General features: G+C 58.5%; 10 protein-coding genes and 3 pseudogenes. 5 read left to right on the top strand and 8 right to left on the bottom strand.

Features of this window, described 5'->3' with window-relative positions; all coding sequences use genetic code 11:
- Positions 1-633: 633 nt before the first annotated feature.
- Positions 634-1,917 carry an FAD-binding oxidoreductase gene (locus tag GWE18_RS41000; RefSeq protein WP_275191185.1) on the bottom strand — a complete coding sequence of 428 codons (1,284 nt, stop codon included), beginning with the start codon at positions 1,915-1,917 and terminating at the stop codon, positions 634-636.
- 275 nt (positions 1,918-2,192) lie between these two features.
- Between GWE18_RS41000 and GWE18_RS40995 the strand changes: the two are divergent.
- Positions 2,193-2,348: pseudogene (locus GWE18_RS40995) on the top strand (ATP-binding cassette domain-containing protein); the annotation flags it as partial.
- A gap of 7 nt (positions 2,349-2,355) precedes the next feature.
- Here GWE18_RS40995 and GWE18_RS40990 read toward each other — a convergent pair.
- From GWE18_RS40990 to GWE18_RS40980, 3 genes are all read right to left on the bottom strand, one after another.
- Entirely contained in the window at positions 2,356-2,796 is a 441-nt protein-coding gene (locus GWE18_RS40990) for a hypothetical protein (protein WP_275191184.1), read from the bottom strand.
- Positions 2,797-3,443: 647 nt separating this feature from the next.
- Positions 3,444-3,782, bottom strand: coding sequence for a hypothetical protein (locus GWE18_RS40985; RefSeq protein WP_275191183.1), 339 nt, complete (start codon positions 3,780-3,782; stop codon positions 3,444-3,446).
- Entirely contained in the window at positions 3,748-5,181 is a 1,434-nt protein-coding gene (locus GWE18_RS40980; RefSeq protein ID WP_275191182.1) for an amino acid adenylation domain-containing protein, read from the bottom strand. The genes GWE18_RS40985 and GWE18_RS40980 overlap by 35 nt, the downstream gene beginning before the upstream one ends.
- A 1,950-nt stretch (positions 5,182-7,131) precedes the next feature.
- On the opposite strand from GWE18_RS40980, the gene GWE18_RS40975 reads away from it, so the two are divergent.
- Both GWE18_RS40975 and GWE18_RS40970 read left to right on the top strand, forming a co-directional pair.
- Positions 7,132-7,326 carry a hypothetical protein gene (locus GWE18_RS40975; RefSeq protein WP_275191181.1) on the top strand — a complete coding sequence of 65 codons (195 nt, stop codon included), beginning with the start codon at positions 7,132-7,134 and terminating at the stop codon, positions 7,324-7,326.
- 84 nt (positions 7,327-7,410) lie between these two features.
- Positions 7,411-7,611, top strand: coding sequence for a hypothetical protein (locus tag GWE18_RS40970; protein WP_275191180.1), 201 nt, complete (start codon positions 7,411-7,413; stop codon positions 7,609-7,611).
- Positions 7,612-7,812: 201 nt separating this feature from the next.
- Here the strand turns inward: GWE18_RS40970 and GWE18_RS40965 are convergent, their stop codons facing one another.
- The 3 genes and pseudogenes from GWE18_RS40965 to GWE18_RS40955 form a co-directional block, all read right to left on the bottom strand.
- Positions 7,813-9,651 carry an ABC transporter ATP-binding protein gene (locus GWE18_RS40965; protein ID WP_275191179.1) on the bottom strand — a complete coding sequence of 613 codons (1,839 nt, stop codon included), beginning with the start codon at positions 9,649-9,651 and terminating at the stop codon, positions 7,813-7,815.
- Between the two features lie 137 nt (positions 9,652-9,788).
- A pseudogene (locus GWE18_RS40960) lies at positions 9,789-10,014 on the bottom strand (transposase domain-containing protein); the annotation flags it as partial.
- A gap of 236 nt (positions 10,015-10,250) precedes the next feature.
- A complete protein-coding gene (locus GWE18_RS40955) occupies positions 10,251-11,435 on the bottom strand; it encodes a TlpA disulfide reductase family protein (protein ID WP_275191178.1) in 1,185 nt (394 codons plus the stop codon).
- Positions 11,436-13,378: 1,943 nt separating this feature from the next.
- Here GWE18_RS40955 and GWE18_RS40950 point away from each other — a divergent pair.
- The gene (locus tag GWE18_RS40950) at positions 13,379-13,642 is read left to right on the top strand and encodes a hypothetical protein (RefSeq protein WP_213290068.1); all 264 of its coding nucleotides are present in this window, start codon (positions 13,379-13,381) and stop codon (positions 13,640-13,642) included.
- A gap of 55 nt (positions 13,643-13,697) precedes the next feature.
- On the opposite strand, the gene GWE18_RS40945 is transcribed toward GWE18_RS40950, so the two are convergent.
- Positions 13,698-14,954 carry a primase-helicase family protein gene (locus tag GWE18_RS40945; RefSeq protein ID WP_275191177.1) on the bottom strand — a complete coding sequence of 419 codons (1,257 nt, stop codon included), beginning with the start codon at positions 14,952-14,954 and terminating at the stop codon, positions 13,698-13,700.
- Between the two features lie 153 nt (positions 14,955-15,107).
- Here GWE18_RS40945 and GWE18_RS40940 point away from each other — a divergent pair.
- Positions 15,108-15,434: pseudogene (locus tag GWE18_RS40940) on the top strand (transposase); the annotation flags it as partial.

Genomic DNA, 15,434 nt, shown 5'->3' with positions numbered 1-15,434 from the left:
GAGTGAATCACAAATCAAGTTTGCAAGGAATCCCGCTCCAAACGCCCACTTCCCGGCAAATTCGATTACCCCAGCAGCCCGTTTCTTGATTCCAAATCAATGCCTTGGGAATTCTTCACGGCCGACTGCTTAGTTTGGCGTGATCGTACGGCTGTCCATACGCACAGTTCTCAACTACTGGCCCATCCGACAAGACGTCTCTCCTCGGATGCATACCTCATTGCATGGGCTTGGGCGGCCTAACGCTCCGGCGACACATCAACCCGTCAGCACGCTCGATCGCGTATTTTGTGGAGCTCTAAGTCGTTATGCAAGACGGTCGATTTCCCACCCGCGCATTCACTGTTAAGCAATGCCCATGAGCAGCGTCAGACGTTTTCAAGCTGCCCCCGAGCGATGCCAATGCTCAGTCGCTCGCCCTGCCTTTCAGATGGCAAGGTAATTGAACTTAGGTCCTATTGAGTCGCCGGCAGTGGCCCATTCTTCAAAGCCCCCTAGCCGTTTAGCCGCAACGATCGCATCCCGCGGTAGGCTCCCAGAACTGCAGTGGATTGAAGAGTGGCGAATTTCTTTGGCCTTGGTTTGTTCTTCCCTTGGCATCGGCCCTTGTTCTCCGTAAGCCCAAGATCAGAATCAGAGCCGCGCTTCAATCAGGTGAACAAGCTGAGCCCCCGCTCTGTAAAGGGCCTCACGGGCGGCACGAAAGCGTCGCTCTTCGACGGGGGCGACCGGAAGCGGCAGATCCTTTTCCGCAACCTGGCCGAGGACATAGGACGCCAGCACACTGCCGAAGACAGTCCCAGGCGCAATACCGCGCCCATTGTAACCACTGAAAGCGACCACGTTGCGGTCGAGTTTGTGAAAGCGCGGCAGGTTGTCCGAGGTCATCCCAATCATGCCGAACCAGCCGGCCTCGAATTCGACATCGCCGAGCTGCGGAAATAGCCTGCGCAGCGACCTCACCGCCCAGGCCCGGTGAACCGAGGCGCCCGCGCGCTCAAGAGCGCCAACGCTGCCGAACACCAGACGTCCCGAGCGATCGAGGCGAAACGAGGAGAGGACCTCCCTTGTGTCCCATGCGCCTTGCCGTTCGGGCAGGATGGAGGCCCTCAGATGGTCCGACAAGGGCCGCGTGACAAAATTGAAGTAAGGTAGATGGATCTGCTCCCGCCGAACCTGTGACCACGGTCCATTGCCGTAAGCGTCGGTGGCGACGATTACCCACTTAGCATTCACAGATCCCTTTGCCGTACCGATCCTCCAGCGCGAGCCGGTGTCGCTGGCTGTGAGGACCTGACTCCGCGTGAAAATCTTCGCTCCCGCTGCAAGCGCGACACGTGCCAGGCCACGCACATAAGCCAGCGGCTGTATTGTGCCGGCGCGCTCATCGAGCAGCGCGCTGGTGTAGTTGCCGCCACCGATTTTTCTGCGCGTCTCCTCCGCATTGAGCAGCACGACGCGAGCGCCGCGCTGTTGCCACTGTTCGGCACGCATCTCGATTTCCTGTAGACCCCTGCGCCCGACGGCGCAATGCAGGGTCCCCGCGCGCTCAAGTTCGCATTCGATGCCGTGCTTCTCGATGAGTTCGAAAACCTTTTGTGGTCCACGACCGAGCAGTTCGATCAGCCGCTCCCCGAACGGAGAGCCAAGAGTAGCTGCGAGCGTGTCGGGCATGATCCACATGCCCGGATTAACCAGCCCGACGTTGCGCCCAGAACCACCGAATCCGATTTCGGATGCCTCGAGCAGGCCGACCCGCATGCCAGCCTCCGCAAGGTGAATGGCCGAAGAGAGTCCAGTATATCCACCGCCAATCACAACAACATCGACTTCCGCATCTCCTACAAGAGGACCGGTGTCTGCCAGCGCTGGAGCCGTCAGCTCCCATAAGCCGTGCGATTTCGGATCGCCTCGCATCCGACAAGCTCCTCTGCTCAGGACTCTGACTGACTCGGCCTAAAGATCAGCGCACGTCCCGCAGAAGTAAACTCCCACATGTACACGCGATGTGACCGAGCTGAACGGCACATTTTACGTCTCCTCCAAAGAAGCCCAAGTCGACATAGGCCCCACCATTGCGGACCAGAGAAAGAGCCAGGCTGATGGTCTGGTCCAATCCCAGAGAAAAAAGTGCGCGGCGGCGCAACTTGCTTTACGGCGCCCCAAACCCCGAACCGACGCCGGTCGAGCATGATGAGGTGGTCGAGTTGCTCGGCATAGTGCCGCTGCTCGACCGGTGTCCCTCACATCTCTCCGGCGGGGAGCGGCAGCGCGTCACCATCGGCCTGGCGCTGTTGTCCCAACCCGGACTGCTTGTGATGGTCGAGCCGCTTGCCGCGCTTGACCGCTTCGCCTCTAGCCGTTGTTTGTGAGCTGTTTAAGGCCGCTGATAAGGATCGGGCCAGAACTCGGTCGTTCTCTGGAACAATCATCATCGTCATGTGGTTGCCTTGAATGGGCAGGGCATGAATGGCCGGCGCGCTTAAAACCTGGCCCCACCCCCATGGGCGAATTTGCTCCTGGACCGATTGAAGTCTTGGCTGCTCGTGCCCGACGGCTGAGGAAAGGCTCAGCGGCATAAAACTGATGTATTTCAACTGGCAGGGGCGGCACTTGATACAACTGCAGCGCTTTTTGATAATGGGCAATTCTTTCATACATCAAAGTCTCATTGTGGAGATCACGATCTGCAGGTATCGCCCCAATTTGCTGCGCCTTTTCGAGCAGCTGAACAACTGAGCTTTGTCCAGCAAAGCACTCCAACGCTTCGAACCGCTCATCATCTAATCTAAGCACTCGAGAGGCTCCGACACCATTTCCAGTACTATTTTGGCTTCCGATAGGCTCAATGATTTGCAGGTAACCGTAACATCGATGAAAGCCATGAATGATGTAGTTTCATCGAGACTTGTTACGCGCTCGGCAATTGCGTAAGCCACCATTGCCCCTGAGGAATATCCCCGCGAGCGATATGGCCCCTTCGGCTGAATCTCTTTGATCAAGATGACTTGCGCGGCTATCGCTTCAAAGTTAGTGGACAAACTTCATTGAAAGACGGCCAGGGCAGAGCACAGGCAGCACAGTCTATGTCCATTTCGTTTGTCAAGATGAGGACATAAGAACAATCTCCCAGACTTGTCGGAACAAAGAAGATCGGCGGTTGCGATCCCGTGGCACGAACGGAAAGCAGTTGAGCTGTATTGCGGTGTGGCTCCAAATCAATCTTCATGCAAGTTCCTTCAAAACGGGAGCCTGGAAGAGATCAGCGGTGCTAAGCTTCAACCCACGATGTAGCGCTCGACTAAGAAGCCGCACCGCCAATACGAGTGCCCGCCCTGTGTGTGTGTGGCGCGAACAGTTGGTCGTGCCGCCCGACCCGCGCGAGACCCAGAAGCTCCGCCCGGAGCTGCGCCAGCGTGGTCTCGATCTCGCCCTGCGGCACCTCATAGCCGCCCCGTTGCATACGCCTCATCCTCCGGCGCAGGCAGTGCCTTGCGATCGAGCTTGCCGTTCGGCGTCAGCGGCAGCGTCGCAAGGCGCACAAACGCAGGCGGCACGATGTACTCCGGCAAGCACGCACTTAAGTGCGTGCGCAGCGTGGCGGCAAGTTCAGGTCCCTCAGCTTCGCCGGCGTGCTCGGCAGCCGTAACGACATAGGCGACAAGACGCTTCTCGGCCGCGCCCTCTCCTTGCGCCACCACCACCGCGTCGCGCACCGACGGGTGCTCCGTGAGCCGCGCCACGATCTCACCGGGCTCGATCCCGAAGCCGCGGATCTTCACCTGGTCGTCGTTGCGGGCCCAAAAGTTCCAGATCGCCGGCCGGCAGATAGCGCGCCAGATCGCCGGTCCGGTACATCCGCGCCCCCGCCTCGCCGCTGAACGGATCGGCCACAAACCGCTCCGCCGTCAGCTCGGGCCGGTTCAAATAGCCACGTGCCACCCCCGCGCCGCCAATGTAAAGCTCCCCCACAGCGCCAAACGGAACGGGTTCACCATGACTATCAAGCAGGTAAACTCGCGTGTTCGCGATCGGTCGGCCGATGGGAGGCAGTTGGGGCCAACATGCTGGGTCAGCCGCGAGATGGTGCTCCGTAACAACGTGGGTTTCTGTGGGCCCATACTGATTGATCAACCTCGCCCTTGGGTGCAATTCGAAGAACGACTTGAGCATTGGGGTGACCCGCAATTGCTCGCCCCCTGTATAGATCTCCCTCAGAGAGGGCAGCAGCACTCCCTTAGCGCCCCAGACCTCCGCAAAATGGTTCAACGCGACGAATGGGAGGAAAAGCCGCTCGATCGCCTCCCCCCACACAAACTCCAATAAGGCGGAGAAGTCCGCACGGGTCTCTTCCTGCGCGAGCACGAGCAGGCCACCATCCCTCCAACAACTGAACAATTCCTGGAATGACACGCCGAAGTTCAGGGTCGTGAACTGAAGTGTGCGTCGTTTGGGCGCGCCAAGCTTCGGTGATGACCAGAGCAAATTCACAAGCGAGCCGTGGGACATTTCGACGCCTTTGGGCGTGCCTAATGATTCCGAGGTGTAGATCACATAGGCGAGATGGCGCGAGGTCAGACCGAGCGCGCGCGCATCCGGATTCGACGCCGGCAGATTTGCCCAGGGCGGTGTCACCGTCGTGAGATCGACCACCCTCACATCGACGCCCACATCGCCCAGTGCGGCGCGCCCCGCCGCATCGGCCAGCACCAACCGCGGCGCCGCATCCTCAAGAACCTGCCGCAGCCGCCCGGACGGATAGGACGGATCGAGCGGCAGATACGCACCCCCTGCCTTGAGGATCGCCAAAAGCCCCACCACCATCGCCGGGCTGCGCTGAAGGCAAATCGCGACCGGCTGATCCGGCCTCACCCCAAGCGCGATCAGATGATGCGCCAAGCGGTTCGCCCGTGCATTGAGCTCGCCATAGCTTAAGCGTTCGTCCGCATGGACCACCGCCACCGCATCCGCCGCCTGGCGCGCCTGCGCCTCAAACAGCTCATGGATGCACCGCTCCGACGGATAGGGCGCCGCGGTCCGGTTCAGCTCCTCCAAGAGGTATGCGCGCTCCTCGGATGACAGCAGCTCAACCCGTGCGACCGGCTGCTGCGCATCGGCTATCACAGCACACAACAAGTTTTGCAAATGCTGCGTCATACGGTCGATCTGCTTGGGCGCCACGCGACTGGCATCAAAGTGCCACCGAAAGCTCCCATCCAGAGCGCAAACCTCACACGTTAGGAAATCACCGGAAAGGGCTGTCTCAGAATTCGGGCCTGAAGGTAGATCACCAGCGGCAGAACAGCTATTCGCGGTCACCGTCACGCCAATCGGCCAAGGCCGGCGCGATTGTAGCGCTTCCTTGCCCCGCAACGTCGGAGAGCGCGCGATAAGCTCCCGCGGAAAACTATCGTGCTCTCTCAGATCCGCGCATTCGGCCGCGACCGCCCTGCGTACGCCCGCAAAATCTCGACCGAGATCGATGGTCATTTGCATCGGCACGACAGAGGCGACAAGCACCTCCACCGCCCTCATCCCGGCTCGCGATCCATTCGTTGCGGGAGTCCACCCCAGTTGAAGCTCTGATTCTCCCGTGATGCGAGCGAGATAGATCAGCCAAGCACTCAGCAAGTACTCAGTACGATCAAATGGCGACAACTCGGCCAAAGCACTTGGAATGAGCCAGGAACTCGACTGCCATCTGGGCGGAGCCGCAGTTTCCGAAGACGACAGAAACGGAATGTGCAATTCCTTAAACTGCTCAAGCCGCTGCCGCCAAAAGTTCTCCCGAGGCGCCACCATTCCATGGGCAACAGTTATGCTCTACGCCTCCTCATCGCTCAAAATCGGGAGGCGATCGCCTACGTTCAGAGCGGACTGCCTCGCGAGTGTCCGTGCATTCAGAGTCAGACCGTCTGAGCTGCCAAACCAAACATCAACATCCTCTGTCCCTGTCGCCACACGCCAGTTGCTGCGGTGGATTTCAACCAGGGACCCTGCCGGAAGGCCGCAGCGTCCAGCAGATACCTTCAAGCGCCTGACTGCGACAACATCATCCCCTAGGTGCACCTTCGGCAGACACAACGGATTGGAATGATACCGTCCATAGTTTAAGGCGCGTGTGATCCTTGAGAGATCTTGCGCGGAGCGATTCCATCGCAGATAGCCCGCAGCATCTGGGCGTCGACGCCTCGGAGAAACGCTTCCGTCCACTGGCGCCTGCGAACCAGCATGGAGCTCTCCATTCGTTAAGCCAGCTAGAAGCTCGCGGAAGCCTTCGACAGCGGCTTCATGACATTTGAGGTTCAGGGTCAACGCCGTATCGGTTGGCGCAATAGAAAGTTGGCGCTCAACCACCAACTCACCCCTATTAACACCATCATTGATACGATACCACCCGATAGCATAGTCGGTCTCTTGTGCCAGCCGCGCCCAAGACATCGAATGAGCTCCCGCATATCGTGGCAACGGGCCGTCTTGGTAATTGAAAGCGCCTTGACGGACTCGGGCAAACACATCCGGCGGCAATATGAATGGATTTCCTACGGAAAATATCCAGTCTACCGGGTCGGCATTCATCAGCACGGAGAGCTCTTCAACACTGTCTACACACAAGATATTGGCGCGAGAAGCCCAGTCCCGGAATATGGCGTCGGCACACAGCGCCGCGCAGACGACATGACCCATCTTACTTACTAGCTGAGCACACCTGATAGCTAGCGTACCACTGCCAACAAAGATGCTGGAGCGAATTGATGCGACTGCAGGTGGTTGCCCATCCCAATCGCCCAGTTTGCAAGCGTCTGCGAGCACCGAAGCAGACCAATGTGCCATATTCAGCTACTCCATGCTGTAGGTTGGGGAGTTCTCGCCGTATGCGACGCGCCACATCGCGACTTAATCCGGTCACACTGATTTGCATTCGCTCGGCAGTAACCGGGTTGAATGCTAATCAAAGCCAGCCAGTGTTGAGAGGTATCCAGCGCGATCAACGACAGCGGAACCCGTGATGGAAGCGGCAAAGCTTTCACTTGATGAAGCCGCACTCAACAGTGCAGCCTCCATGGCGTGGATTTGGATGAGTCGAGCAAGCTTCATTTGTATCCGTAGGCGGGCAGCTGCGGGACCGGCATGATCGCAACAGATCCTTCACCGTCTCCCAGCAATCAGCGTGCCACCCAAAACGTTGAGCAGGCCCTGCTTGAAAAGGAACAAATCCATGCACTTCGCTCCGAAGCGGAGAATACTTTAGCGTTAGTGTCGAGTTGCGGACATAACGTCTTTAACTGGACATGGCTGAACACGACAATGCAGGCCGTCAAATGACGAAGGTGACCTCTTGAGGCAAACTTGCACGTCTGCTTAAGGATGATGGGGGTCCCCTTTATTTAACTTGACGACAATCTTGTCTTGAAAAAGTCTCTCGTAATCAGCGCCTGGACACCAGATCCGCCTCTTAAAGTCCTTGCCCAATTGGCGCAATTCAAAATCGTCAGGCGGGATCTTGAGCAATTCGCTTCTGCAACAGTCCCACAAAAATTGAAAACAGCTTTGGTCATCACTGCCAATGCTATCCCACAGGACATTCGCATCGCGCTTGAGGATGAGTGAATAGTTTCTTTTCGCTTTGATCATAATACTCGCCCAGAAAAAAAGGCCCGGAATCTCCGATTGTCCTTCCGACAACCGCCCTATTCCCGCTTTAGAGATGCTCTCCCTCAAGACAATTCTACACCTTCGCGGTGAATACCGATGCGATGCCGGAGTGTTGACCGGCGCGATGCCAATCAGCTGCAGCCAAGGTAAATAGCGCTAAGGCTGCGGGGATGCGGCCAGCCATGCTTTAGTCTGGCCTGCCGCCGAGATCTGACCGCACTCGATGGCCTGCAGCTCGAACAGCCCGCGATAGACACCGCCGGGGCGCGCCGTCAGCGCCGCGTGCGTGCCCTGCTCGACGATCTCGCCGCGGTCGAACACCAGGATGCGGTCGAGGCTGCGCACCGTCGACAGCCGGTGCGCGATCACGATCGAGGTGCGCCCTTTCATCAGCCGCTCCATCGCCTGCTGGATCAGGCCCTCTGACTCGGAATCAAGGCTCGAGGTTGCCTCATCCAGGATCAGCACCGGCGCGTCCGCCAGGAACGCGCGCGCCAGCGCGACGCGCTGCCGCTCGCCGCCCGACAGCTTGACGCCGCGCTCGCCGACCAGCGTGCCGTAGCCTTTCGGCAGTCGCAGGATGAAGTCATGCGCGTTGGCGAGCCGCGCCGCCTGCTCGATCGCCGCCATGCTGGCGCCGGGCCGGCCATAGGCGATGTTCTCCGCCAGCGTGCGGTGAAACAGGATCGGCTCCTGTTGCACGATCGCGATTTGGCTCCGCAGCGATTGCTGCGTCGCTCTCGCGATATCCTGGCCGTCGATAAGGATACGGCCGCCGGAGACGTCGTAGAGCCGTTGCACCAGCTTGACGAACGTGGTCTTCCCGGAGCCGGAACGGCCGACCAGACCGATGCGCTCGCCGGCGCGAATGTCGATCGACAATCCGTCGTAGAGCGGCGCGTGATGCCCGACATAAAGGAAAGTCACGTCGTTGAACGTGATCCTACCGCCCTGAATGTCGATCGGCTTGGCGTCGGGCGCATCAACAATGCCGATCGGCTCGCCATGGATGGTGACAAGCTCTTCCATGTCGTTCACCGAATGCTGCAAATTGTTGATTTGCATGCCGACGTCGCGCAAATAGCCGTGGATGATATAGTAGCTCGTCAGCACATAGGTGACGTCGCCCGGCGAGGCGCGCCCGTCGATCCACAGCAGAATGGCGCCGCCGATCACGGAAGCGCGAAAGCACAACAGCATCATGAGCTGCACTAGGCCGGTGGCGTTGGAGCGCAGCCAGGTGCGCAGTACCCGCGCCCGCCAGCGGCTGACGACACCGTTAAGCCGAGCATCCTCGCGCGCCTCCGCACCGAAGGATTTCACCACAGCATTGCAGGTGAGCGAGTCCGCCAGCGTGCCGCCGACCTTGGTGTCCCAGGTGTTGGAGACGCGCGCCGCCGACGCGATGTAGCCGATCGTGAATGCCATCGTGATCGCGACATAGATCACCGCGCCGAGGCCGACCACAACGCCGAGGACCGGCCAATGCAGACCGAGCAGGATCATCGAGCCCACGAGCACCGCTAGCGACGGCAACAATGCCATCAGGATCGTGTTGTTGAGCAGGTCGAGCGCCCACATGCCGCGTGTGATCTTGCGCACGGTCGAGCCGGCGAAAGAGTTGGCGTGCCAGTCAGTCGAGAACCGCTGCACCCGCATGAAGGCCTCGCGCGCCACATCCGACATCGTCGTCAGCGTGAACGGCACGATCGCCTGCGAGCCTGCAAACCGGAATATGATCGAGATCAGGCCAAGCGCGAGGATGCCGCCGAAGGCGACGAACGCCGCCTGCCGTGCTGCCTGGTCGGACGGACCTGATGTCAGCGCCCCGACCAAGTGACCGGAATAGACCGGCATGAACAGGTCGGCCACCGTTGCCCCTAAGAAGCCGACGAGGACGACCGCGACGCGGACGGGCTGCTTTAGCCAGTGACGGAACACGAACGGGATCACCACGCCGATTGCGATGGGTGGTTTGTCATCTTTAACGAGCATGGCGCCAGCAGTTTCTGCCACACGCGGCGTAAGACCCTTTTGATCCAGACGCGATGTGCCGAATGCTTGGCGCTGCCGTCCGAGGTGAAGCAATAATGCCCGGAGTTTGGGGCTGCGATCGAAATCTTCTGCCCATTTCACCCCCTCTTTGCGTAAGCGTAGCTGAAGCGGTTCAAGCTTTGAGGGTTCCACAGCATGAGAGCATCGATCTGAGAAATCGGCCAGCCTTGCGCGATCCGTTCGATAGTTTGTGTGAGCCAGGCATGCGGATCGACATCATTCATCTTCGCCCGTCTGCAGAAGCATGGAGATGGCCGCCTAAGTCCGGGCGCCGCCATGGCCGTGCGCAAAGGGTGCATTTTTATGACGAAGGAGTCGTTCAGCATTTCGTGTAGACCTTAAGACCGTAAGAGTGTTTGCATCATGGGATGACGGCGCGACTTCACCTGAAAGATCACGTCCGCCTCGATCCGGCCGGAGGTCATCGGAATTTGAATCTCCAACCTGCCGCAAACGATCCAGCGCTGTACTCGATGGTCTTTAGTTGCCACTGGCCCGCCGGAGAAATGGACGAATTCACCCGTGAGCAATTCCGACTATTACCCTTTTTCATGTTTTCTCTTCCGGCGCCTGCGCTTTGACTCTTTCGGAAACCCATCTTGCGGAGTCGCACAAAGAGCCCCGTAGCAAGCCTTCTCACCCTTGTAGTTGGCCAGCGCTTGGACCAACAGCGACATAACGTGCTGTTTCAGCTCGTCGGGGATAGGCTCAGAACCGTCCAGCGACTTCAGCGCCACCTCGACCAACTCGATCGCGCGATCCTTGTTGCCGCTCTCATAATAATACTGAGCGACCGCCCCATAGGACAGGAACTTGGAGCCGTCGCCGCGTTGCGGAGGATTCAGTGCCAGGATGTGTTCGGACAACTCCTTACCCATCGCAAAGCGCTCGGCAGGCGGGAAGTGGGAGTTGTCATTCGCCGGATCGAAGAGTTGGCGCATCGCCCCGGCCATCCACAGCTCAGATTTTTTGTCGATCGCGTCGCGAACCAATTGGCTCATGACCGGCAAGCCGGTCTGCAAGTCGTGCACTTTGTGAAGCAACAGATCCGCATGGAGCACGCGAAAGTTGACGTCGTCCGGCATTACAGCGACGGCCTCTTCGAGCGCCGAAAGCGCCTTCGCCCAATCCTCCGCCTTCATCGCCGGCGTAAGTTTGGCGAAGATCGGCTCAGTCAACGCTCGCTTGCGCGTCGTTTCGTGCATCGTGCGTTCGCCTTCGGCGATCCGCTCTGTATCGGCAGCTCTAGCTTCATCGCTGGTGCGCCAGCCGCCGTTAAGAATTTTCGGCAGAACGTCATCGAGTTGCGTTGGAAAACCGATAAAGGCGATGTGACCGTCACGGTCGACGACGAACGAGGTGGGAATCCCGACAGAAAAGCTGGGATCCATCCAAAGCTTGTTCATTTTCCCTGTGTAGTCGAATCCGATCCGGTAGTTGAGATTCGAGAGCTTTTCGGTCAACCATGCGTCCAAGTTGGCTCGGGCCTCGTCCGCCGTTCGAGCTCGTTCATAAGCTGCGACTCCGAGGACCTCAACTCCGCTGTCTTTGTATTTATCTTGCAGCTGCACCAGATGGGGCATCGCCGCCACACAGGATCCGCACCAAGTTGCCCAAAATTCGACGATGTACACTTTTCCCGGCTGGAAGCTCGTGAGGGGCTGGCCACGCAGCCAGTTCTTCACCTTGATCGGAGGAGCTGGGGACTCCATGCGCAGCATCATGTTGTTCTCCATAACTATTGCCAAACGTTGCGCGACTTTTTGCGCCAGCTTATCTCTCAGAACGGGGCATACGGGTTCAAGGGAAGGAGCATCGCTCGTTTTGCGCTCTGGATGCACTCAGCCCTTTCTCAGTGTTGCTGGATCTCAACAGCAACAGCCGTGCCATCTTCGTCAGCGCGCATTAAGCGTCTGACTATGCTTTGAAAAAACTCCACGCGCCCAGCTGACCGGTGTTCTGAACCTGACGGGCTTTGTGCCGCTGTCAGGTGTTGGACACGAATTGCGCGCTTCGCGCGGCCAGAAAACCTGGTTTGTGAGTCACCGAACGGAACTTGCTAACCCCTCTCCCTGCCAGACAGGATTAGAGGCGAGCGATGCTGTAGATCGGAGTCGAAACAGCCGAAGCCGTGGACCGGCGACGCGTGTTCGTGTCTAATGACGACGGAATCATTCGCCGGGCACTGCAGCGGGTGCTGCTTATCGGTGCGCCTTAAAAACTGCCAGTGCTCGCCATCGCGCCAAGCGGTTCCTGCACCACCGATCAGTTTTGCTGTCCAGTCGCGGTCACGGGGTGCCTGACACCCCTAATCCCGTTCTAAAATCGTTGCCTCCGTATCGAAAAATATATCGCCGCTCGCCTCGATGCGAGCTAAGACTTATGAGGGCGTTCATCTCACAAGTTTCTGACCAGGAGGCCCGGCTGGCCCCACCCCGCTGGCCCCATGAACACTGTCGTCCTAGCGCAAGCCCTGCGGATCGCCATACCGCCGATCGTCGGGTTCATAGTGCAGATCGTCGAGAACATGTCGATTGCTCCGCCTATCGTTCGAGAATAAACGTCTTGATTGATCTTGCGCTGGATTGTCCGTAGCCAGGCCAGTTTCCTCTCTGTCAATCAAAGTCAGGCAACGGCATGCGTCAGCGGCTTCTCGCCGACTGCACTTCGCGGCGTGCCCCGAGGTAGAGCGCCTTGATTTCGTCTTGGTTGCGCAATTCGGTCGAAGCGCTGGATAGCACGCTCACAAGAACGGACCGCATGGTCGGAGCGTAGCGCGACCGTTCGACTAGCCGGCCTCGCCTATGCGCTAATCTAGGATGGAAGCGGACAAGGGCGCCTGTGATCACCGGGGCCCTGCCTGCCTGCCTGCCTACGGGCTGCCCTGCTACCCTGCCCCTGATCCCATGGTGCCGTGCACAAGGGTAGCCCTGCCCCATTGGCACAGGACAATGTGAGACAGATTATATTCCTATGTATCATTGGGTCAGGGCTTCAGGGGTATAGGGCGCCAAACATGTCTTGGCTTGTGTCATCGGGTATCAGGTTGGCTACGGGTCCCTCTTCAGGGCGTCTCATTCCGCGGGGGGCGCAGAGCCGGGGCAATCGCGAGTTTTGAAAATCCTCCTATAGAACATCGGAGAAAACGTAACGAAATCGGGACTGTCTCAGAATGTCCCGAAAAACCGAGAAGTGAAAATTCGACAACAATGTCTCATGTTGTCCTGGTACAGGAGCGTACGGTAAGAATGTGAAGTCCCAATTTTCCCGTTTTCCCGTACCGGCTGTCAACCTCTGATTTATTATTGTTTTTTATACCCGGTACAGTAAGTACAGGAAGTATAGGTACATTTCTCGTGTATGCGCGCGAACTGGAGGTCGGCAGTCCGACCACCTCATGGTCTCCGTCCCACGTTGGAGAATTTTGGTTGGTCTTGCCCGTTCTTCCTGTACCAACCTTTCTTCAATAGGTCGATCAAAGCGTTAGCCGCGTACAGGAAGCCGGATTCCTCCTGTACCGGTACAGGAGCCTTCTCGTCCACGCTTCGAAATCGACGCCGAAAGCTGGGAATTCGGGCGCCGCAGCTGATTTATAATTTCAGCAGCGTGATTGTAGTAACAATGCTGAGCACATATTTCGTTCGAACATTGAATTGGAGTGACAGGTATGAGTCAGGCCAAACGGGAATTGGACGCATGGAACAACCTGAGATCGCGGCTCGAAAATTTAGCGTGCGAGGTTGAAGCGATCGAATATGACGGCGATCGGGATGCTTACGTGTCGAAAGAGGACACCGACGCGGAGAGGCACGCATATGCCCGCCTGACGAGGATGCACCGACTAGGCTTGATCGATTTCCCCTTGGACGAGGTAAAGGACCTGTTGGAGGACGTTCTCGATGGCGCGCGCATGGAAAATTATGGCGTTTAGCCGAGCAGATCGTCGTCTTGGGGGAAATCGCCGGCCCAATTGATCGTGCTGCCAATCAATTTTTCGAATTCGGCGCGGCATTTAGCCAGGCGGGGAATAACATAATACCACTGCCGCTTATCGCCGACCTTGGGGTGAATGCGGGTGATCGCTGGAAAGATTTGGCACGCACGCCGAACCGTGAAGCGTTGAGCGGATCGCCGGCAAACCGGCGTCGCCTTAACCAGTCCTCGTAATTGAGACGGAAATCGTCGACCGCGACCTTGATCGAGGCGTCTTCCCAGGAGAGCTCGACGTCCTCGAACATCGAATCCCCGGGCGCGCGGCCGGAGGACAGGATCTCGAAAAGCCATTGCTCGATGCGGCGGAGCGAAGCGATTTTCTGATCGCGCAGGCCGGTGGTCATCGGCGGGTTGCGCACGTCGAAGCCGGTCAAATCGAGGTCGAGCAGGTGGTGCAGCAGCGCGGCGCGACCGCCGTGGTGCATTTCCTCGCGCAGCTTGGCGAAGTAGACGGTGTCGCGCGCCCTGGTATCGGCGACGTTGAGCACGCAGAAGCGCCGCTCGTCGAATGTCGCCGGCACGATCCAGTCTTCGTTCGAACTGATTATGATGCGCAGCACCGACGCGACTTGAAATGCGTTGATGCCTTTGCTCTCGATCATCACCTGTTCGGACGTGATCAGGTGCTTCAGTTCCCTTCGGCCTTTTTGTCGCCGGCCCAGAAGCCTTCTTCGACATGCAGCAGCAGGGTCTTTTCCTGATGCGCGTTGAAGCGGCCGACCAGATGTTCGGGGTTCGCAATTGTGATGATGGGGGAAAAGACCGCCGACGTAGTCGCCGATCGTGTCTTTGCCCGCGCCCTTGCGACCCTTCAGCACCAGCGCGGTACCGGGCTTTTCCCAGGGGCGCTGAACCATGTGGGCGAACCAGCGGATCACCCATTGATAGGCGTTGTCGTCGCCGGCACAGATGTTATCGCGCAAGTGGTCGAGGAAGCGCGCGCAGGATGACGATGGATCGGGTTCGACGGCGAAGCCTTGCCAATGATTGTAGGCGCCGTCGGGCCCGCCCTGTGGCGCGAAGACGATGCCGTTCGGATAGCTGCGCCGAGCCTTGTGGCGCATCCACGCCTTGGTTACCGGCTCGGTGGACTTCTCCGTCGCGACGCGATCGTTTTCGTAATAGTTGTAGACGTCATGCACCGATCCATAGGAGGTCGTGCCGTCTTTTTCGAAGGTGAGGATCACCGTTTTGCCTTTGACGAAGGCGACGGCGTGGTTCTTATTCAGCTTCGCGATCCGCTTCGGCACATGACCGAGCTCGTGATGCACTTCGGCCTGTTTCAGCTTGCGAACGCGCTCTGGCTGCTCGGTGGCCGTGTCATCGCCCTCGCCTAGCTAGGAGCCTGTCCGAGTAATCGGATTTTTCTCGACGAAGAACAAGCGTCGTGATTCAAACGGTGGATGAGCAAGACATTTCGTCCTTGGGACGTTGATCAGGTTTGGCTGCTGCCGCCGTCGATCCAGGATTTGGTGCCTTCCGGGCACACGGCCCACTTTGTGTTGTGCGCGACACGGTTCGCACCGGCTTGGACCTGTCGCGGATCATGGATGTCTACGACGAGGAGCGCGGCTTTCCGCCCTATCATCCTGGCATGATGGTGGCGCTGCTGCTTTATGCGTACAGCCAGGGGATCTACTCGTCGCGCAAGATCGCACGGGGCTGCGAGGAGCGGCTGGATTTTGCGGCTGTAACGGGGATGCAGCGTCCGGACTTCCGCACGATCAGCG

Origin of the sequence: Bradyrhizobium sp. CSA112, assembly GCF_029051645.1 — a bacterium.
Lineage (GTDB): Bacteria > Pseudomonadota > Alphaproteobacteria > Rhizobiales > Xanthobacteraceae > Bradyrhizobium.
This window is presented reverse-complemented; position numbering and strand designations above follow the sequence as displayed.

Bases quoted from the DNA above. Each gene is read 5' to 3' on its own strand.
- GWE18_RS41000 (WP_275191185.1), bottom strand. From the start codon at position 1,917: ATGCGAGGCGATCCGAAATCGCACGGCTTATGGGAGCTGACGGCTCCA.
- GWE18_RS40975 (WP_275191181.1), top strand. From the start codon at position 7,132: ATGATCGCAACAGATCCTTCACCGTCTCCCAGCAATCAGCGTGCCACC.
- GWE18_RS40965 (WP_275191179.1), bottom strand. From the start codon at position 9,651: ATGCTCGTTAAAGATGACAAACCACCCATCGCAATCGGCGTGGTGATC.
- GWE18_RS40955 (WP_275191178.1), bottom strand. From the start codon at position 11,435: ATGATGCTGCGCATGGAGTCCCCAGCTCCTCCGATCAAGGTGAAGAAC.
- GWE18_RS40950 (WP_213290068.1), top strand. From the start codon at position 13,379: ATGAGTCAGGCCAAACGGGAATTGGACGCATGGAACAACCTGAGATCG.